The organism is Gluconacetobacter dulcium, from assembly GCF_014174165.1.
Taxonomy (GTDB): domain Bacteria; phylum Pseudomonadota; class Alphaproteobacteria; order Acetobacterales; family Acetobacteraceae; genus Gluconacetobacter; species Gluconacetobacter dulcium.
Genome location: NZ_JABEQN010000023.1, coordinates 1 through 17,588, shown reverse-complemented (window position 1 = coordinate 17,588; position 17,588 = coordinate 1). Strand labels below are relative to the sequence as shown.

Below are 17,588 nucleotides of genomic sequence, written 5' to 3'. Positions count from 1 at the left end.
CGCCGAAGGTGCCGACGGTCCCGTTGATAACAAGCATGCACAACGGCACGGCGGGGACGGACGCAAGCCCCAGCGTCAGCAGATAGCCGCGAAAGAATGTCCGCCCCCCCCCCGCGCGCCCACCACCAAACCGCCGCGTCACGCCACCGCGCACCAGCCACACCGCCGCTTCCCAAATCGCGATACAGACCAGCCATTCGACCGCCCGTCGCGGCAGCGGCAGATGCGCGCTGCCCCATGGGGCCAGGAACGTCATGGCGATGGCGGTCGCAAAGGCAAAGCTGACCCGCCGCTTCAGCTCGCACGGCACCGCCGCCAGCGCATCGTCCAAGGCGTCCCCCATTCACGCTTCGCGAACGGCATATAAGCATCCATCCGCGAAAACGGCGAGACACTGGCGAAACCGGCCCTGCCCGCACCGTCCGATCTCCGCAACATGACGTGGTCGAACCACCAACCATGAACGGAGCACCCCGTGTCTGCCCCGATGATCGTCTCACATGTGCCGCTCTGGGTCTGGCTGCTGCTGGCCTATCTGGTCTGGCAGGGCTCCCGCGCCCTGTCCGACCATACCATTCCGCTGCGCCGGGTGGCGCTGGTGCCGATCGTGTTCATCCTGTGGGGCCTCTCGGGCCTGATCTCACGATCCGAAGGAAGCATGGTCCCCTCCCTGACCTGGATGGTGGCGGCGGCAAGCATGATACCCGCCGGCTACCGGATCGGGCCACGACACATGACGATCGACCGCGCCCGCGCACTCGTGCACCGCACAGCCACCCCATGGCCGCTGGTGCGGAATGTCAGCCTGTTCGCCGCGCAATTCGCCATCGGCATGGCAATAGCGATGAGACCGGAAGAACGGTTCGCACTGGGCCTGCTGCGCGCCGCACTGTCCGGGGCGCTGGCAGGCTACTTCCTGGGCTGGGCGCTGGCCTTCCGCCGCCAGTACGCAGCCACAGGCCGCATGACGGCATAAACGCCCCACGAGAGCCCGGCACGATCACGAACGACGATCGCCCCGGCTCTCACCCGCGATATCAGCCGAGGCCGCGAGCCCCCAGCCGACCATCAGAAAGATCCAGCCCGCCGTGCGCGCCGTAAACAGCGCGCTGCTGGACGCCAGCGGCCACAGCATCACACAAGCCGTCACGCACAGCATCGCCTGCTGCGGCGCCTGCACCGGCGACAGTGCCCGGATCATCCGCCACAACCAGCACGCCACCATGGCCAGGAAACAGCCCAGCCCAACCAGCCCCGCCGTAGTCGCCACATCCAGATAGATATTGTGCGGGTGAATGTTGCACCCCACCGCAACGCCACGGCTCGCGAATGTCCGGCCGAACAGCACGAGATCGCGAACATAGACCGGGTCGGCACAGGCATTCCTGAACCCATCCACCCCCACCCCCAGCCAGGGATGGTCCTCCAGCATGACCCCGGCACGGATATAGATCTGCCCATAGGCGCTGTCGGAAAAATGCTGCATCTGGTCCATGAAACGAACCACCAGCTTCGCATAGGCCGGCGGCGACAGCACGGGCAGCAGGGCCAGCCCCACCGCGCCCACCAACCCGGCGGCCAGCACCGGCCAGCGCAACCGGCGGATCAGCACGGCCATGACGACCAGCCCCAGGCCGAACAGCAGCGCGGGCATACGCTGCCCGATCAGAATCATCGTCAATGTCAGGAACATGATCAGCCCGACACCGGCCAGCCGCGTCCGCCACGCCGGCGCCTCCAGCCATCGCACGGCAAAAACCATCAGGCCCGGAAAAACGACCATCAGCAGCGCCGCCCCCGCACGCGGCTTGTAGAACGGCCCGGTCAGCGCGCCATCCACCCAGCGCGGATACCCCCATAGATTGGTCCCCAGCAGATATTGCTGCCAGCATTCCACGACCAGCCACAGGGCGGCCAACGTCACCGCCCCCCCCAGCCAGCGCCGCGCCGCGCCATCGCGCAGCACCCAGCGTTCCAGCGCCACGCAGAACAGCAGAAACCGCCCCAGCACGAACGCCTCGGCCACCGCATGGCCGGTGCCATGCATCACCGACGACAGGATCGCGCATCCCCAGAACGCCAGGGCGAACACCGGCCACCCCCGCCACCAGCCGCGATCACGCACGCGCACGCAATGCAGCAAAAACAGCACGGCGATGCCGGTCATGAATCCGTCGCTGATCGCCCGCCCCCGCAACAGGAAGAACGGCAACATCAGGGTCATCGCCACGGCGATTCCGCGCATCACGCCATCGGGCACGCCCAGGCGCCCGCCTACCTTATCAACCATCATCCCCACATAACGCCGCTTGCCCGTTCGTAGTCCCCCATACAGGCGCGCACGCATCCCTGGCGACCAGACCGACCGGCACGAATTGTTTCAGCACCCGACGGGCAACGCGCATACGCAGCACGCCGCCCCGATGTCAGAGCATCACGCGCGTCCATTCATCATCCGCACTTCCGAAAACCATTCGTCAGACAACAGGCGTCTCACGACGGATCAGGCAGGGTTGAATTCCGGAAACAGCGCCAACGCCTCCAGCAGCGTGCCGCTGACCGGCTGTCGGCCCATAAAGCCGACATAGTCTTCGCCTGCCTCCCCAATCTTTGGGATCACGCAGCACGGCCGTGCCCGACAGAGTTTTTCACCCATTCGTGAAAAACAGCAGAACGGCATGCCAAACAGGCACACCATGCGTCAGACCGGCATTTATTTTCAGGAAAAGGAAATTGGCGGAGGGGATGGGATTCGAACCCACGGTACGGCTTGACACCGTACAACGGTTTAGCAAACCGCCGCCTTCAGCCACTCGGCCACCCCTCCGCCGAGGAGCGTGTTTATCAACACGGCGTTTGCAGCGCTGCTTGTAGACTGTCACCACAGCGCCGTCAAACCCCAAACCGCCGGTTCCCCGGCGATTACAACACTTTCTTCAGCGCCTCATTCACCAGCGCCGGATTCCCTTTGCCGGCCATCGCCTTCATGACCTGCCCGACGAAGAATCCGAACAGCTTGTCCTTGCCGCTGCGATATTCCGCCAGCTTGTCAGGGTTTTTGTCCAGCACCGCCTGCACGGCAGCGTCGATCGCCCCCGTATCGGTCACCTGCCGCAGCCCCTTGCGCTCGACGATTTCCGCCGCCGCCTCACCGGTCTCCAGCATCTCCTCGAACACATCCTTGGCGATCTTGCCGTTGATGGTGCCATCGGTGATCAGGTCCAGCATCCCGCCCAGCGCATCCGCACTGATCGGACTATCCTGAATCGTGCGACCGGTGCGGTTCAGGGCCGCGAAGAAATCACCGATCACCCAGTTCGCTGCCAGCCGCGGATCACGCCCGCGCGCCACCGTCTCATAGAAATCGGCCGTCGCCTGTTCGGCCACCAGCACACCCGCGTCATAGCGCGGAATGCCATATTCATCCTGAAAACGCTGACGCTTCGCATCCGGAAGTTCCGGCAGCTTCCCGGCCAGATCCTGAACCCACGCCTCCTCGATCACCAGCGGCAACAGGTCGGGGTCGGGGAAATAGCGGTAATCGTGCGCATCTTCCTTGCTGCGCAGCGAGCGCGTCTCGGAGCGCGCCGGGTCAAACAGGCGCGTTTCCTGATCGACCGAACCGCCATTTTCCCAGATTTCCACCTGCCGCACGGCCTCGACCTCGATCGCCTGCATGACATAGCGGATCGAGTTGACGTTCTTGATCTCGCAGCGCGTCCGGAACGGCTCCCCGGCCTTGCGAACCGACACGTTCACGTCGGCACGCATCGAGCCTTCTTCCATGTTGCCATCGCAGGTGCCCAGATACCGCAGGATCATGCGCAGCTTGCGCAGATACGCCCCCGCTTCCTCCGGCGAGCGGATATCGGGCTCGCTGACGATCTCCATCAGCGCGACACCCGCCCGGTTCAGGTCGATGAACGAACGCGCGGGGTCCTGATCATGCATCGACTTGCCAGCATCCTGTTCCAGATGCAGGCGGGTAATGCCGATCATGCGCGTCGAACCGTCAGCCAGTTCGATCTCCACCGCACCCTCGCCGATGATCGGATGCGTAAACTGGCTGATCTGGTACCCCGTCGGCAGGTCCGCATAGAAATAATTCTTGCGGTCGAACCGGCTTTCCAGATTCACCCGCGCCTTCAGCCCCAGCCCGGTGCGCACGGCCTGCGCCACGCACTCCCGGTTGATGACCGGCAGCATGCCCGGAAACCCGGCATCGACCAGACTGACATGCGTGTTCGGCTCGCCACCGTACGAGGCCGAAGCCCCCGAGAACAGCTTGGACTGGCTGATGACCTGGGCATGGACTTCCAGCCCCACCACCAGTTCCCACGGGCCGTCGCGCCCTTCGATCAGATAGGTCATCACACCACCTCCGCGCGCACGGCCGGACGATGCGTGAAGCCCGCCGCCCGCTCCAGGGCACTGGCCGCCGCGAAAACCGATTCCTCGTCGAACGACCGGCCGATCACCTGCAAGCCCAGCGGCAGGCCGAATGCACTCAACCCGGCAGGCACCGACATCGCCGGCACGCCGGCCATGCTGGCCGGCACGGTAAACACGTCGTTCAGATACATCTGCACCGGATCATCCATCTTCTCGCCCTGCGCGAAGGCGGGCGACGGCGCGGTCGGCGTCAGCAGCACGTCCACCGTCCGGAACGCATTCTCGAAATCCTTGCGGATCAGGTTCCGCACCTTCTGCGCCCGCAGATAATAGGCGTCATAATAGCCGGCCGACAGCACATAGGTCCCCATCAGGATCCGGCGCCGCACTTCGGCCCCGAACCCTTCCCGCCGGGTCGCCTCATACAGCGCATCCAGCGACTCACCGGGCACCCGGCGGCCGAATCGCACACCGTCATAGCGCGCAAGATTCGACGAACATTCCGCCGGCGCCACGATGTAATAGGTCGCCAGACCGTATTTCGTGTAAGGCAGCGACACCTCGACGATCTCGCATCCCGCGTCACGCAGCCACGCGATGCCCTGTTCCCACGCCGCCTCGACCTCGGCAGGCATGCCCGCCACACGATATTCGGCGGGAATACCCACCTTCATGCCCTTCAGCGACCGGCCGCAGGCCGCGCGATAATCCGGCACCGCGATATCCACGCTGGTGCTGTCCCGCACATCGAAACCGGCCATGGATTGCAGCAGGATGGCACAGTCCTCGACCGTACGCGCCATCGGTCCGGCCTGATCCAGCGAACTGGCGAAGGCAATCGTCCCCCAGCGGCTGCACCGTCCGTAGGTCGGCTTGATCCCCGCGATGCCGCAATAGGAGGCAGGCTGGCGGATCGACCCGCCGGTATCGGTCCCGGTCGCTCCCATGGCCAGCCGCGCGGCCACCGCCGCCGCCGACCCGCCGGACGACCCGCCGGGCACCAGCACGGTCGCCTCATCCCCCGCCCGCTTCCACGGATTCTCCACCGAACCGAAGGCCGAGGTGATGTTGGCCGAGCCCATGGCGAACTCGTCCAGGTTCGTCTTGCCGACAAAAACAGCGCCATCGGCCAGCAGGTTCGCCGTCACCGTGCTTTCATAGGGCGGCACGAAGTCTTCCAGCATCCGGCTGGCGGCCGTCGTCCGCACGCCATCGGTGCAGAACAGGTCCTTGATCCCCAGCGGAATCCCGGTCAGCGCCGGCGCGTCCTCGCCGCCGGCCAGGATCGCATCGGCCCGCCGCGCGGCATCCAGCGCCAGATCGGACGTGACGGTGATAAAGGCATTCAGCCGCCCGTTCAGCCGCTCGATGGCCGCGACATGCGCCCCCACCAGTTCCGTGGCGGAGAATTCGCGGCGACGCAGCCCCCCCTGGGCAGCGGCGATCGTGAGTTCAGTCAGCATCATTCCACCACCTTCGGCACGGTATAGTACGGTCCCGCCGCATCGGGCGCGTTCGACAGCACGGCATCGCGTACGCCGCCGTCGGTCACCACATCCTCGCGCATGCGCAGGGCGGCGTGCCCGGTGCCGACCATGGGTTCGACACCGTCGATATCGACTTCGTTCAATTGCTCGATCCAGCCGAGAATGCCGTTCAGTTCCCGCTGAAGGGCGGGCAGGTCGGACTCGTCGATACCGATCCGTGCCAATCTGGCGATACGTCGGACCGTCGCGGGGTCAAGCGACATGAAGCACAACTTTCCATTATCATCTGGGGGGAATATCCTGCCGGTCAGGATACCGCGCGGACCATAGACCCAGACCATGCCCCTGTTCAACATGCACCAGATCCGCACCCAGTTGGGCCGCGGCCAACGCCTGCTGGGCATCGATCCCGGCCAGAAGACGATCGGCCTCGCCCTGTCGGACCCGCTGCTGATGCTGGCCTCGTCCTACGGCACGCTCAAACGCGGCAAGCTGGGCGCCATCGCCGCCGAAATCGGCCGGATCGCGACGCGTGAGGGCGTCGGGGGCCTAGTCTGCGGCCTGCCGCTGTCAATGGACGGCAGCTTCGGCCCGGCGGCCCAGGCGGCACATGACTGGATGCTGAACCTGTCGGCCCTGGTCGGCCTGCCCGCCGCGATGTGGGACGAACGCCTGTCCTCCAGCGCGGTGAACCGCATGCTGATCCAGGACGCCGACCTCACCCGCCAGCGCCGCGCCGAACTGGTGGACAAGCTGGCGGCCGCCTACATGCTGCAAGCGGCGCTGGACGCCTCGACCACGCGATCGGAGCCTGCCTGAAAACACGCCCGCCCCATGCGCCGCTTCCGCGACCCACACACGCGGCGATCGTCTTTTGAGACGATCTCTATCGTTTTTTTCAGAAAGGGAGCCCGAAGGATGGTGGGCGCAACAGGGATTGAACCTGTGACCCCTACCATGTCAAGGTAGTGCTCTACCGCTGAGCTATGCGCCCATCCGTTCGGTGAACAGGCTTCTAGCCGGGCAACCGGCGTTGCGCAACCCATCCGTACGGAAAAAATGACGAGCCAGTGACCGTTTCCGCCAACACATTAAAAAATAAGGATAATATCCTTCCGACCGCGCCGGATGGCCGCGCGTGACGCACACGGCCTCCCCGGTCCCCGCTGAATCGGACACGATATCGGACATGATATCGGACACGACATCGGTAGCGCCTCTCAGCCCTTTCGTGCTGGTGCCGCCCCTGATCGCGGGCGTGCCCCTGGTCGTCGCCTCCCCCCATTCAGGGCACGCCTACCCGCAGGATTTCCTCACCCTGTCGCGCCTGGACCGCACGCTCCTGCGCCGCAGCGAGGATTTCCGCGTCGACGAACTGCTGGCCGGCGCCCCCGGCGTCGGCGCCCACCTGATCCACGCCACCTTCCCGCGCATCTATTGCGACGTGAATCGCGATTCGGATGAACTCGACCCCACGATGTTCACCGAGTCCATGCCCCCCGAGCGCACGACCATCACGCCGAGGGTCCGCGCGGGCCTCGGCGTCATTCCCCGCATCTCCGCATCCGGCGCGCCCATCTATCGCACCCGCCTGCCGCTTCGGGAGGCAACGGACCGAATCGCCCGCTTCTGGGCTCCCTATCACGCCGCCCTGTCGGCCCTGATCGCGGCCCAGATCGCGGCCCATGGCGTCTGCGTGCTGGTCGATTGCCACTCGATGCCCGGCACCGGCCTGCGCGCGTACGACATGCCGGATTTCGTGCTGGGTGACGCCTGGGGGTCGTCCTGCGCGGCCGCGCTCACCGAGGCAGCCGAGGCCTGCCTGCGGTCCCACGGGTTCCGGACCAACCGCAACACCCCCTATGCCGGCGGCTACGTCACGCGCCATTACGGCAGACCCGCAACGGGGTGCCACGCGCTCCAGGTCGAAATCGGCCGCGCGCTCTACATGGATGAAAACGGCCTGACGCCGAATACCGGGTTCGGCGACATCCGCACCGTCATGACCGCATTGCTGCGCACGCTGGCCGGCATCGCCACCGACCTGGCCCACCCGTCCGGCATCCGGACGGGCTGAGAGCCTGACCGAAAATGCGCGGAGGCGCTCAGGCGGAAGGGGGCGCGCCGCCCGGTGTCTGATGATCGACCGCGGCCGGCAGAAACTGCGCCAGCGCGGGCAGGATCGTCGCCGCCGGCAGGCCCGTCTTGTCGACCAGCGCCTGCACCTGCTGGTTCGAGAGAATCGAACGCAACTGGTCGGCCGACACCGGCAGGTTCTCGCCAGTGCCGATCCAAGAGCGCACCTTGTCCCCCAGCCCGGCCTGTTCCGCCTGGGCCAGCAAGGTCGAGATACCGTTGGCCGACGTCAGGTCGGCCAGATGCTGATGCACCTGATCGGTCAGCCCCGTGCTGTCCGCCAGTTCCGTCAGCTTGTTCACCAGTCCGTCGAAAAGTCCCGCCATGATCCACCTTCAATGCCGATTGGTTCAGTAGAGGCCGATCGCCAGGGATCGGCCAAAGGGCCCGGACAAAAAAAAGACGGTGCCGAAGCACCGCCAAGTTTAGGGAGGAAACGTCCAAGAAGCAGCCGTTCAAACGAAACGCTGCAACCCAATTTTGATGGCTCAGATCACTTTTAAGTGTCAAGAAAAAATCGCGACGCCAAACACACGTCCACGGCCGACATGGCCCAATAGCCGTATCGAACGCGATCAAGATCGCAGGATTTAAACGGGATTTTTCCGGTCGGATGGTGGGTGCGACAGGGATTGAACCTGTGACCCCCGCCGTGTGAAGGCGACGGGCTGACCGCTTATTAAATTGATATCTCTCGGTTATTTATCACCATCTCGCGCTTGGCACGGATTTGGCACACATCCGGCGATGTCTGTCCAGTCCGTATGAGCGAGCCAAGTCCGAATCGCCGCCCGATAGTAATCCGGCATCTTTTTCGCATAGAGCGTTACCATAGTGATGGTCTGCCAGCCCCCATCCTCCTTGAGCTTCAGGAGGTCCTTGTGGACGCAATAGTGCCAGGTGGCGAACGTGTGACGCAGGCTATGCGGCGTCAGGTCGGGCACGAACTGGCGCTTTTCCGACCGGCTACCCTTCGGTAACCACACGCGCTCGTGACCCGGCAGCCCCGCGCGCTTGCAGGCGAAAGCCCATGCGCTCTTGATCTGCCCCCCGCCCGTTCGGCCCGTGTCGTGATACCCCTCTCCGATCTCTTTGCCGGCTGTAGCTCCAACAGGGCGGCGGCTCCGAACAGGGCGAAACACGCGGCCGGTCCGGTGAGCGATCCCGGTCAAGGCCAACACCGCCACAGGCGGCAGGTCGATATGCCGCTCATCACCCTGCTTTTGCCATACAACGGCCCGGCACCCGTCCAGATCGACATCCTGCCACTCCAGCTCCAGGGCCTCCGACATCCGCGCACCGGTTGCGATCAGGAATACCAGCAGCGGCCGCACATGCGGTGCGGCGGCGTTGACCAGATCGGTCGCCTCATCGGGCCGCAGGAACCGCATCTTGGTTTGAGTGATCCGGGGCCGCTCGAACGCTGGTTTGGAGCACCACCCGCGAATGGCTGAAAACTCGAGGATGGCGCGCAGTGGCGTCAGGACGGCCCTTATCTTGGTTGCGGCCGACGTCTCGGCACCCTTGGTCAGGATCGCCTTGTATGCCTGGTCAAGATCAGCCTGGCCTATCTGGTTGACCTTGCGCGTGCCAAAATGCCGCAACAGTCGGTCTGTATGTGTCAGCGTCGTTGCGCTCCTCTGCTCGGCCTCAAGATATGCGGTTACGGCACTCGCGAACGTTACGACAGCCCGCTTGCCATAGACCGACTCCTCCCAGAGTTCCGCCTCGCGTTTTGCTCTGTAAGCCTCTGCCTGCTTCGGGTCAGTAGTGCCTGTGCTTTCGAATATGCCCTGTCCTCGGACGGTTCCACGGACATAGAGTGTTTCGCGGCCTTTCCGCTTGACGATGGCGAGGGGCATTCCAGACTTTCAAGCAAGCATTTTATATCTTCGGGACGAAAGAGAATCTTATTGCCGATCCTCCGATGCGTGGGCGCACCATTGAATGACGGCATGGCTTTCAGGTGCGCCAGGAGCTTCGTGCGCCCCACGATCCCCCGTAAATCGGCAAGCACGCGGTCGAGCTTCAGGTAGGGTGCCTCAACCATCGAGCGTGCCTTCCATCCGCGCCTGGGTCCGCCATCCCGGCCGCGCCTGTTCCAGTGCAGTCAGGAGCGCATCCATCTCGGGCCATGGATCGAATGCGGCCGGATCCCTGCCATTCAGAATCGATGCGGTGCCCTCTTCTGACCAAGCCAGTTTGATCGCGGCAGCAATGACCGCCTGCGCCTGATGTCGGCCGATGGTAATGCCGGCCTCGCGGCCATTCTGGACACCGCGCTCGTAGGAGCCGTCGGCAGGGTGCCGATCGGCCTGCGCAGCGAAGTGCGCAACGGCCACCCGCACCACGGCTAAGTTATCATTGGTCGAAATCATCGCCTCATGAGGCAGCGCCTCGGGCGCTCGGACGATGATCGTCACTTTGGCATCCGGTCTTACCGTTGCCTTGATGGAGTTTGCATGGAGGTCGAGCATCGCGAAGAACGACGCTGCGGCCTTATCGTTGACAGGTTGTTCCATCATCACTCCGCAGCGATCACCGCCGCCCGATCGAGGGCGGTGACGCGGTTTGCCTGGGCCAGCAGGGTGGCCATGCGTTTGGGCACGCTGTTGCCGATCAGGCGCATGCTTTCCGATTTGGTAAGGCGCCGGCGCTTTCCGTCGATCTCGATCCATTCCGGCAGCGTCAGCTCATGCGCAGCGGCAGCCTCGGATGGGGCGAGCATCCGCATCAGGATGTCGGACAGCGCATGCGGCATGCCCTGGAACTGGACGGTGACGACTCCGTACCGGGCCAGTGTGGTCAGGGTATGCAGTGGATCCTCCACGCCCTGGGCGACGCCGCCCTGCCCGTAATACTTGGTCAGGAACGCCGCGACCGCCGCGACATGGTTCCCGCCGGCCGAAAGCGTCGGTACCGGATCTCGAACGTCAGCCGCCGTGCTGGTGCCACGCAGTTTCGTCAGGCTGGCCGCCGCGACGTATTTCTGTGTGCCGCGTGTGACCAACGTCGAAAGAGGCTGATCCATGCTGGCACCGATCACGCCTTCGGCGACCGTGAAATTGTGCTGAACCATCCAGGTGGCGACCAAGGCGAACTTGTTTCCACCAGCAGTCAGGGTGCCGATAGGCTTCCGGATATCGACTGGGCTCCGGATTTCGCCGGGGAAGTCGCCGTGCGCAAGTGTCGCGAGCGTCGGCGCCACGACCGCCAGTTCGCCGCGATGCGCAGTCGTCAGCGTCCGCAGAGGCTCCTGCATGTCATGGACGCGCACACCGCCTGTATGGGTAAGCGGCAAAATGAACGGCCGTGGCGAATCCAGAACGAATTTCCGCAGTCCGACTGCGATCCGGTGATTGGTATTCGCGGCCAGCGGCCGGGCACGGTCGAAAATCGACTGCATCGGGATCGACCAGTCGATGATCGTGTGGGCACCCACCCATGGCCGCAGGCCGAGGGCCTTGGCTTTGTCCGCCGGCGCGTGCGTCTGCTCGGGCCATTCGATCGGCTGGCCGTCCCGCCGCGCCACCGCGAACCAGCGTCGGCGGCTGGTCGGGATGCCGTAATCGGCGCAGCACAGATCGCGGTCCTGATAATCGTAACCCAGCCCCCGGATATGCGCGACGAACGCACGGTAGCTCCGGCCAGCACGCCGCTTGTCACGGACGAGCTGCTGCTGGTGACGCGGCACGCGCTCGCCCCGCTCGGCCACGGTGCCGTCCAGCTTGAGGACGCGGCCGGTCGCCTTGTCCCGCTTGGCGATCAGCGGCCCCCAGCCACGGATTTCCCGGACGTTTTCCATGCCGACCGCCACCGGCCGCGTCTTGCCGATCCAGCGGCAGACCTGCCACGGCAGGGAGCGCACCCGCGCCGATCGCGGGGCCGCGCCTTTGGCGACCGAGTGATCGCGGCAATCCGGGGACGCCCAGAGAAAATTCACAGCCCTGCCGCCAGTCGCCGCGATCGGGCAGACGTCGAAGATATCGCCCTTGACGTGCCTCGTGTGCGGAAACAGCGCGGCGTGCGCGGCCAACGCCACCGGGTCGTGGTTGTTGGCGACGTGGACCGGCAGGCCCGCATCCTCCAGGCCCGCACAGGCGCCACCGAGGCCCGCGAATAGAACCACGTTGATAGCGGTGTCCAGGGACCATTGCATCGGCGCCAAACGGCCGATCGGGGCAAGCACGTTCATGCTACCTCTCCAAACGGCAAACTCTGCTGCGCGAGGGCCTGCTGGGCAGCCGGATTGATCCAAAGCGCCTCGACGCGCGGCTGGGCGCCGTCGGCATGGGTACTGGTGGTGACGCGCATCCAGCCAGGCAGCGCGGCGTCATAGGACCGGTGCGGATAGCCGCTCAGGACCACCATGCCGGTCAGCTCGCACAGCGCGGCCAGCAGCCGGCTATGATCCTCTGTCGTCAGTTCGTGGACGTATCCATGACCCCGATGCGACAGGCGCCGCGTCGCCGGCAGATACGGCGGATCGACGTAATGCAGCGTCGTCGGCCGATCATGTTGGCGCATGACCTCGATCGCGTCGCGATGCTCGATCACGACCGCCTGTAGGCGATCCACGATCAGGCGCAACGCATCCGGATAGTTCGACCAGTCGCGGGCCGGTGTCGATTTCCCGCTGTCTCGGTTGGTCGATGAGCGGAAGCCCGTGGTGCGGTCCTGCCGGCTGCTGTCGCTCCCGAACCCCATAAACGACCGGGCGATCATTCGCCGCGCCCGCTCCACCGGATCCGCACCGGGCGCCGGCCGGCGACAATCGGCATCCTCGGCCCGTGCGAACGGGGTCAGGCGTAGCTGGGCGATCAGACGTTGCGCCTGTTCGGCGTCGCGGAGGACCCGGAACAAGCCGACCACGTCGTCGTCCAGGTCGTTATAGACCTCGGCGCCGACACGCGGCTTGCGCAGCAGGACGGATGCCGCGCCGCCGAACGGCTCGACATAGCAATCGTGCGGCGGAAAATGCTCGATCACCCACGGGGCAAGACGCCATTTGCCGCCATGCCAGCGGAGGGCGGGGCGCGAGATGGCGTTCATGACTGCGCTCCCCAATTCTTTGCATTTTCTGCAAGGATCTCGTGCATCGCGCGAGGCAGCGCGCCGAGAACCGACAAGACATCGAGCAGTTGCGCCATGCGAGGCTGACGCAAAGCCGCCTCCCAGTCCTTTACGACATCGGTCTTGACCCCGACTGCCCGAGCCAGATCCTGCTGGCTCATGCCGCTTTTCCCGCGCTCCCGGCGCAACATTGCGGCGATCGAGCACGTCAGTGCGACCTCACGCCCAGGTTCCAACCGAGTGACCGCCGGCTCCTGCGGTACCTCCGATACCGGTGCATCGGTATCACCGAGCCCCACTGCATCCAGCAAAAACCGCTGCGCTTTCTCAAGAGGCGTCCAAAATGCGTCGGGCGTCATAAGCTCCCGATCGTCGCCGTCTTCCGTCACCACAACACAGGTCCAGCCTTGGCTACGGTCCTCGTTGTCTTCCCACAGGATCAGTGCGCCCGCACGTTTGCCGTCCACGATGAGCGTCATCTCGTCGCCGGTTTCGGACGGCACCCAAGCGTATCGCTGCTTGCTCATGCCGCCCCTCCCCGCGCCCAGACCTGCCGCCCGTCACCATCGCAACCGGCACAGATCGCCAAGGCATCGACGCTCCGAAAAACGAACAGATCCCGGCCGCCCGACCAGGTGGTGCGAATCCAGCCCCGGCCCGCGCAATCGCGGCAGGCGCGCAGGGCGATGATGATGGCGAGCCAGCACATCATCGGCGTCCGGATATGGGAATTGGTCATCCGCGATACTCCGGCACGCGCGGCCCCCACACGAAGCAATCGAGCCATTGGGCTGCCTCGACGCCGGGAACAGACACAGTAAACCGCATCATTTCCTCGCCGTTATTGTCGTTGACCTGAACGATTTCCCATTTGTTGCTGGGGGTCAGCTCGTCGCCATCCCGCGTGCCATCGGAAGCGATGCACCATTTTGCCCAGTAATGACCTTCCTGATCCGGCATCGGATGGCTGGGCGCTTGCAGCTTGCTCATGACGGCCCCCACAGGACAGTCAGAGCCACGGCCAGCCAGAACAGCATGCCGGCACAGATCGCGATCAGGATCGCACGAAACGGGCTGACGCTCGGCTGTTCAACGCCCCTCATGACACGCGCCCGTAATGCGGCAGCATCACGCAGCCACCCGGCGGCGCCGGGATCTCGGGCACGCCGGGATCGCGCAGCAGGATGTGCTCGATCTCCAGCACGTTGTCGCAGATGATGCCGGTCAGCACCTTGTGCATCTCCGGGTTGCCCATGAAGCGACTCGTTGCCGCCGTGCGCTGAAGATATTCGATGTCCTTCGCCAGCTTCGCAATCCGGCGCTGCTTGGCGTAAGAGCATCGGCCCAGCAGTCGGGAAAACTGTTCCTCGGTCAGGGGTGCGGGCATGATGCCTCTCCTACCCGGCGCGCTATCGCGCATCCGGGGCGATTGTGTTTTCAGGGGGAGCGCCGTCCATCTGCGCTTGGCGGACGGCGGCGTAATCGCGCAGGCGGCGCGCCTGGGTAAGACAGGTCTCCGAAAGGGACGCCGCATCGCGCTCTATCTGCGTCGCAGCGCCCAGCAACTCAGCGTTGTCTGTCGGCGGGTGCGCCAGGATCGCGTCGACTAGCTTCGTGATTTGGCGGCCGATGTTGCTCATGACGCGATGCTGCCGATGCAGGCGCGGCGTGGACGGTTGGGGCGTCGCATCACCGTTGTCGGGGCAAAACGCACCGGCCGACTGTCGATCCCGTTACGGATCACGGTGCGGGCGAGGATATAGGCCCGCTCCAGATCGAGCAGCGCCATTTCGCCATGCGGGCCGCCATCTATCACCAGGCCAAGGGCGCGATCGGCCAAGGCCAGCAGCGCGTTCTGTGCGTCCAGTTCCGCGCGCGGGATCACCGCGGTTTCCAGCGCAGCATTCGGTCGACGCGCGCTCATGCCTGGATCGCCCGTTCACGCGCCCGGCGTTCGGAAGCCTCCTGACTGGTCTCGTCCTTCTTCGGACGACCTCCGAGGTTGCAGGGCTGAGCCCGGTCCAGCCGCTCCTCATCGAACCACTCGGGCCGGGGCAACCTGCCGTCGGGGCGCAAGCTGGGTGAAAGCTCGACGCGGCTACGGCCGGTCAGATACTCGGTCCGGGCGGTTGCGATACCGCTGAAGCCGGTAACGCGGTCCACATAGGACGAGCCTAGCGTGACGGTGATGGTCTGTGGGGTGGTGGGCAACGGTTCCTCCATCGCGGGGTGGCGATGGTCATTATTAGCTACAAGCTAATTAATCACGCAAGAGCAATTTTAGCTTAAGGCTAATCACATCCAGCCAGAGACGGTTATTTTATGTAACAATCAGGAGGAACAAATGGGAATTTGGCGCTGGCTCTTTGGATCGAAAGATAGAAAATCGAGCGAGCCGATCAAATTGCCGCCGCCTTCATGCGAGCAGTTCGACAGTCTTCCAGCAGCCATACAGCCCGCTGCATCTACGTCGTTGCCTTCGGAGAAACAAGGTAATGATACACTGAGATCGGGAGGCTATCTTCAGGACGTAAATAGACCTTTATTTATAGATATAGAAACAACAGGACTACATAGTTCCGATCAAATTGTAAGTCTCTCAATGATACTAGTGAATAGAAAAAATGATCACTCTAATAATTTGAAAATTTTAAACCTTATATTTGACCCACTTAAAAAATCACATAAAGAAGCCGAACGCATACATGGAATTGATGACTGGACGCTGAGGCATCAGGAGGTATTCGTACAGAGACTTGACGAAATACGAGACTTCTTGAGTGAGTGCGATGCAATAATCGCGCACAATGCTGCGTTTGATATTCCATTTGTAAAAAGATCATTCGAGATGTGCAGGCAGGAGATGCCCGAAAAACCAGTATATTGTACAATGATAGAAGCTAGAGCCCAAGGTTTTTACCCTGCCTCTTTGAAGGCTTGCGCAGAACGAATCGGCATACATCGAAAGAGCGATACGCACGATGCTTTTGAAGATGCGTTCATGTGTATGGCAATCTGGCTTTACTGGGTAAGGGGTCAGAGACCGCGGTCGGACTTTGAATTTCCGTCATGGCAAAACTTTATAGAGCCGCCTTGCCGCCCAGATATTCTACCCAGAAGAAATAATGTAACTAAGCGAACTAATTTTTATCAGAAGCTGCCCGGAGAAGCGTCATAACGGCAATTTTCACCTCTCTGTCTGCTGCTCTATATAAAGCCACTAGAGATTCTTCTTCTCCATTTTCATCACGATCTGGAAGACGCAGCTCCTGGCCGCTCAAAAGGTAATCAGTGCTTACACCGAAGAGACGGGCCAACGCAGGAATCCTATGTCGAGATGGCTTTTTCTTGCCGGACTCCCACTCACTCACCGTCGGTATGGAGACGTCGAGAGCGGCAGCAACCTCGGCTTGACCCAAGGTTGCATGTTCTCGTAATGTTCTCAAGCGCGTTGCTAAACTCATAACCCCAAAATGGCATAAAATTTCATTCTCATATTCGCCTGTAGCTAACGTCCACTTGCGCAGAAAATTAGCCCTGTGCTAATTATCGCAAAATGGAAAGCATGATCGACCTCGCGATAAAGCGTTCTGGTGGTGTCTGCGCCTTGGCGAAGGCCATTGGCGTCTCTCCTCCCAGCATATGCGGCTGGAAGAAACGCGGAAAAATCCCAGCAGAGCGCGTAGTTCTGGTTGAAAAAGCCTCCGGAATCGACCGAAGCAAACTGCGTCCGGATTTGTTCCCTAGCGGAGTAGCCGCATGACCCCTCCTGTCCCTCACACTCCCCAACATGCCGCCGAGGACGCTCCGGGTCACCCGGAGGCGATCCGGTCGGATGCGGCCCACGTGCGATGCCACGCGGACCTATCGACGGAACAGGCCGTGCGCATGTGGGCCGTAGATTACGTCTTTGGGCGAGTTGTCCTCGGCAAGGGGCGTGAAAACGATCTTTTTGACTACGCGGAGAAGCTGGTGGCCTTCGTTATGAAGAGGGTCGATGCCTCGGCGCCGTCGGCGGGAGATGCTGTATGACCGCTTTCCCCCTCACCCCCGCTCTCGAAATCGCTCTCAAGGACCTGATCGAGCAGGCCATGCGGAAGGTTCTGGTCGATCAGGCCGCAGAGAACGCGCGCCAAGCTGCCCTGAAGGCGGTGGATTTCTACCACTCTCCGGTTTCGGATGACGAAAAGGAGGATTTTAGATCCCTGTCGACAGAAGAGCAGGTCCATCATCTCAACCGAATCATGGGGCGGGTGGAGGATCTGATCCGGTCATCATATAGCCGGCCGCGACTGTCGTTTATTATGTATGACCCCGTTCCCTACATCATCTGCTATCCGCCAGATGAAAATCCTCGCTTCAGAGCCCCGTTATCTTCTGCCCCCCCCTTGTCTGTTGGTGATGTGCGAGGATGTATAGCGGAAGGGAGCCCGTCCCCCCCGAGGGTCTGGAGCCCGTTTGGGAGCATGGGTCCCTTCCGCCTTTGCTCAACCCTGAACA

At 63.1% G+C, this 17,588-nt stretch carries 24 protein-coding genes and 2 tRNA genes; 6 read left to right on the top strand and 20 right to left on the bottom strand.

The window, feature by feature from the left end; translation table 11 throughout:
• The first annotated feature begins 475 nt into the window (after positions 1 to 475).
• Positions 476 to 976, top strand: a complete 501-nt coding sequence (locus tag HLH25_RS16035) for a DUF6622 family protein (RefSeq protein WP_182975030.1) — start codon at positions 476 to 478, stop codon at positions 974 to 976.
• A gap of 24 nt (positions 977 to 1,000) precedes the next feature.
• Here the strand turns inward: HLH25_RS16035 and HLH25_RS16030 are convergent, their stop codons facing one another.
• The 6 genes from HLH25_RS16030 to gatC all read right to left on the bottom strand — a co-directional run bounded on the left by HLH25_RS16030 (position 1,001) and on the right by gatC (position 6,142).
• Positions 1,001 to 2,293: an O-antigen ligase family protein gene (locus HLH25_RS16030; protein ID WP_182975072.1), complete on the bottom strand. Its 1,293-nt coding sequence runs from the start codon at positions 2,291 to 2,293 to the stop codon at positions 1,001 to 1,003.
• Positions 2,294 to 2,503: 210 nt separating this feature from the next.
• Positions 2,504 to 2,698, bottom strand: coding sequence for a hypothetical protein (locus tag HLH25_RS20045; protein WP_182977201.1), 195 nt, complete (start codon positions 2,696 to 2,698; stop codon positions 2,504 to 2,506).
• 36 nt (positions 2,699 to 2,734) lie between these two features.
• A tRNA-Ser gene (locus tag HLH25_RS16025) sits at positions 2,735 to 2,827 on the bottom strand.
• A 95-nt stretch (positions 2,828 to 2,922) separates the two neighbouring features.
• Positions 2,923 to 4,371, bottom strand: coding sequence for an Asp-tRNA(Asn)/Glu-tRNA(Gln) amidotransferase subunit GatB (gene gatB / locus HLH25_RS16020; RefSeq protein WP_182975029.1), 1,449 nt, complete (start codon positions 4,369 to 4,371; stop codon positions 2,923 to 2,925).
• On the bottom strand, positions 4,371 to 5,855 hold the full coding sequence (gene gatA / locus HLH25_RS16015) for an Asp-tRNA(Asn)/Glu-tRNA(Gln) amidotransferase subunit GatA (protein ID WP_182975028.1): 1,485 nt from the start codon (positions 5,853 to 5,855) through the stop codon (positions 4,371 to 4,373). Before gatA ends, gatB begins: the two co-directional genes overlap by 1 nt.
• Positions 5,855 to 6,142, bottom strand: a complete 288-nt coding sequence (gene gatC / locus HLH25_RS16010; protein WP_182975027.1) for an Asp-tRNA(Asn)/Glu-tRNA(Gln) amidotransferase subunit GatC — start codon at positions 6,140 to 6,142, stop codon at positions 5,855 to 5,857. Before gatC ends, gatA begins: the two co-directional genes overlap by 1 nt.
• A 76-nt stretch (positions 6,143 to 6,218) precedes the next feature.
• Between gatC and ruvX the strand changes: the two genes are divergently transcribed.
• Positions 6,219 to 6,698: a Holliday junction resolvase RuvX gene (gene ruvX, locus HLH25_RS16005; protein WP_182975026.1), complete on the top strand. Its 480-nt coding sequence runs from the start codon at positions 6,219 to 6,221 to the stop codon at positions 6,696 to 6,698.
• Positions 6,699 to 6,798: 100 nt separating this feature from the next.
• Here the strand turns inward: ruvX and HLH25_RS16000 are convergent.
• A tRNA-Val gene (locus tag HLH25_RS16000) sits at positions 6,799 to 6,873 on the bottom strand.
• A gap of 195 nt (positions 6,874 to 7,068) precedes the next feature.
• Between HLH25_RS16000 and HLH25_RS15995 the strand changes: the two genes are divergently transcribed.
• Complete coding sequence (locus tag HLH25_RS15995; protein ID WP_220791857.1) at positions 7,069 to 7,956, top strand: N-formylglutamate amidohydrolase; 888 nt, start codon at positions 7,069 to 7,071, stop codon at positions 7,954 to 7,956.
• A gap of 28 nt (positions 7,957 to 7,984) precedes the next feature.
• On the opposite strand, the gene HLH25_RS15990 is transcribed toward HLH25_RS15995, so the two are convergent.
• The 12 genes from HLH25_RS15990 to HLH25_RS15935 form a co-directional block, all read right to left on the bottom strand.
• Positions 7,985 to 8,341, bottom strand: a complete 357-nt coding sequence (locus HLH25_RS15990; protein WP_182975025.1) for a YidB family protein — start codon at positions 8,339 to 8,341, stop codon at positions 7,985 to 7,987.
• 372 nt (positions 8,342 to 8,713) lie between these two features.
• Entirely contained in the window at positions 8,714 to 9,877 is a 1,164-nt protein-coding gene (locus tag HLH25_RS15985) for a tyrosine-type recombinase/integrase (protein WP_182975024.1), read from the bottom strand.
• Positions 9,878 to 10,057: 180 nt separating this feature from the next.
• Positions 10,058 to 10,540, bottom strand: a complete 483-nt coding sequence (locus HLH25_RS15980; protein ID WP_182977200.1) for a hypothetical protein — start codon at positions 10,538 to 10,540, stop codon at positions 10,058 to 10,060.
• Entirely contained in the window at positions 10,540 to 12,210 is a 1,671-nt protein-coding gene (locus tag HLH25_RS15975; protein ID WP_220791856.1) for a DNA cytosine methyltransferase, read from the bottom strand. Before HLH25_RS15975 ends, HLH25_RS15980 begins: the two co-directional genes overlap by 1 nt.
• Positions 12,207 to 13,067, bottom strand: coding sequence for a DNA adenine methylase (locus HLH25_RS15970; RefSeq protein WP_182975022.1), 861 nt, complete (start codon positions 13,065 to 13,067; stop codon positions 12,207 to 12,209). Before HLH25_RS15970 ends, HLH25_RS15975 begins: the two co-directional genes overlap by 4 nt.
• On the bottom strand, positions 13,064 to 13,615 hold the full coding sequence (locus HLH25_RS15965) for a helix-turn-helix domain-containing protein (RefSeq protein WP_182975021.1): 552 nt from the start codon (positions 13,613 to 13,615) through the stop codon (positions 13,064 to 13,066). Before HLH25_RS15965 ends, HLH25_RS15970 begins: the two co-directional genes overlap by 4 nt.
• Positions 13,612 to 13,827, bottom strand: a complete 216-nt coding sequence (locus HLH25_RS15960; protein ID WP_182975020.1) for a hypothetical protein — start codon at positions 13,825 to 13,827, stop codon at positions 13,612 to 13,614. Before HLH25_RS15960 ends, HLH25_RS15965 begins: the two co-directional genes overlap by 4 nt.
• A complete protein-coding gene (locus tag HLH25_RS15955; RefSeq protein ID WP_182975019.1) occupies positions 13,824 to 14,078 on the bottom strand; it encodes a hypothetical protein in 255 nt (84 codons plus the stop codon). The genes HLH25_RS15960 and HLH25_RS15955 overlap by 4 nt, the downstream gene beginning before the upstream one ends.
• A gap of 109 nt (positions 14,079 to 14,187) precedes the next feature.
• Positions 14,188 to 14,475 carry a hypothetical protein gene (locus HLH25_RS15950; RefSeq protein ID WP_182975018.1) on the bottom strand — a complete coding sequence of 96 codons (288 nt, stop codon included), beginning with the start codon at positions 14,473 to 14,475 and terminating at the stop codon, positions 14,188 to 14,190.
• Between the two features lie 22 nt (positions 14,476 to 14,497).
• Positions 14,498 to 14,728, bottom strand: coding sequence for a hypothetical protein (locus HLH25_RS15945; protein ID WP_182975017.1), 231 nt, complete (start codon positions 14,726 to 14,728; stop codon positions 14,498 to 14,500).
• Positions 14,725 to 15,012 carry a hypothetical protein gene (locus HLH25_RS15940; RefSeq protein WP_182975016.1) on the bottom strand — a complete coding sequence of 96 codons (288 nt, stop codon included), beginning with the start codon at positions 15,010 to 15,012 and terminating at the stop codon, positions 14,725 to 14,727. Before HLH25_RS15940 ends, HLH25_RS15945 begins: the two co-directional genes overlap by 4 nt.
• Positions 15,009 to 15,299, bottom strand: a complete 291-nt coding sequence (locus HLH25_RS15935; RefSeq protein WP_182975015.1) for a hypothetical protein — start codon at positions 15,297 to 15,299, stop codon at positions 15,009 to 15,011. The genes HLH25_RS15940 and HLH25_RS15935 overlap by 4 nt, the downstream gene beginning before the upstream one ends.
• Before the next feature lie 133 nt (positions 15,300 to 15,432).
• Here HLH25_RS15935 and HLH25_RS15930 point away from each other — a divergent pair, with 133 nt between their 5' ends.
• Positions 15,433 to 16,266 carry a 3'-5' exonuclease gene (locus HLH25_RS15930; RefSeq protein ID WP_182975014.1) on the top strand — a complete coding sequence of 278 codons (834 nt, stop codon included), beginning with the start codon at positions 15,433 to 15,435 and terminating at the stop codon, positions 16,264 to 16,266.
• Here the strand turns inward: HLH25_RS15930 and HLH25_RS20785 are convergent.
• Entirely contained in the window at positions 16,229 to 16,552 is a 324-nt protein-coding gene (locus tag HLH25_RS20785) for a helix-turn-helix domain-containing protein (protein WP_182975013.1), read from the bottom strand. The genes HLH25_RS15930 and HLH25_RS20785 overlap by 38 nt on opposite strands.
• 101 nt (positions 16,553 to 16,653) lie before the next feature.
• Here HLH25_RS20785 and HLH25_RS15920 point away from each other — a divergent pair, with 101 nt between their 5' ends.
• Together HLH25_RS15920 and HLH25_RS20040 are read left to right on the top strand one after the other, a co-directional pair.
• Positions 16,654 to 16,851 (top strand): transcriptional regulator, encoded by a 198-nt coding sequence (locus HLH25_RS15920; protein WP_182975012.1) that lies wholly within the window; start codon positions 16,654 to 16,656, stop codon positions 16,849 to 16,851.
• A 265-nt stretch (positions 16,852 to 17,116) separates the two neighbouring features.
• Positions 17,117 to 17,588 (top strand): hypothetical protein (locus HLH25_RS20040; protein ID WP_220791855.1); only part of this gene is annotated, 472 nt, incomplete at its 3' end.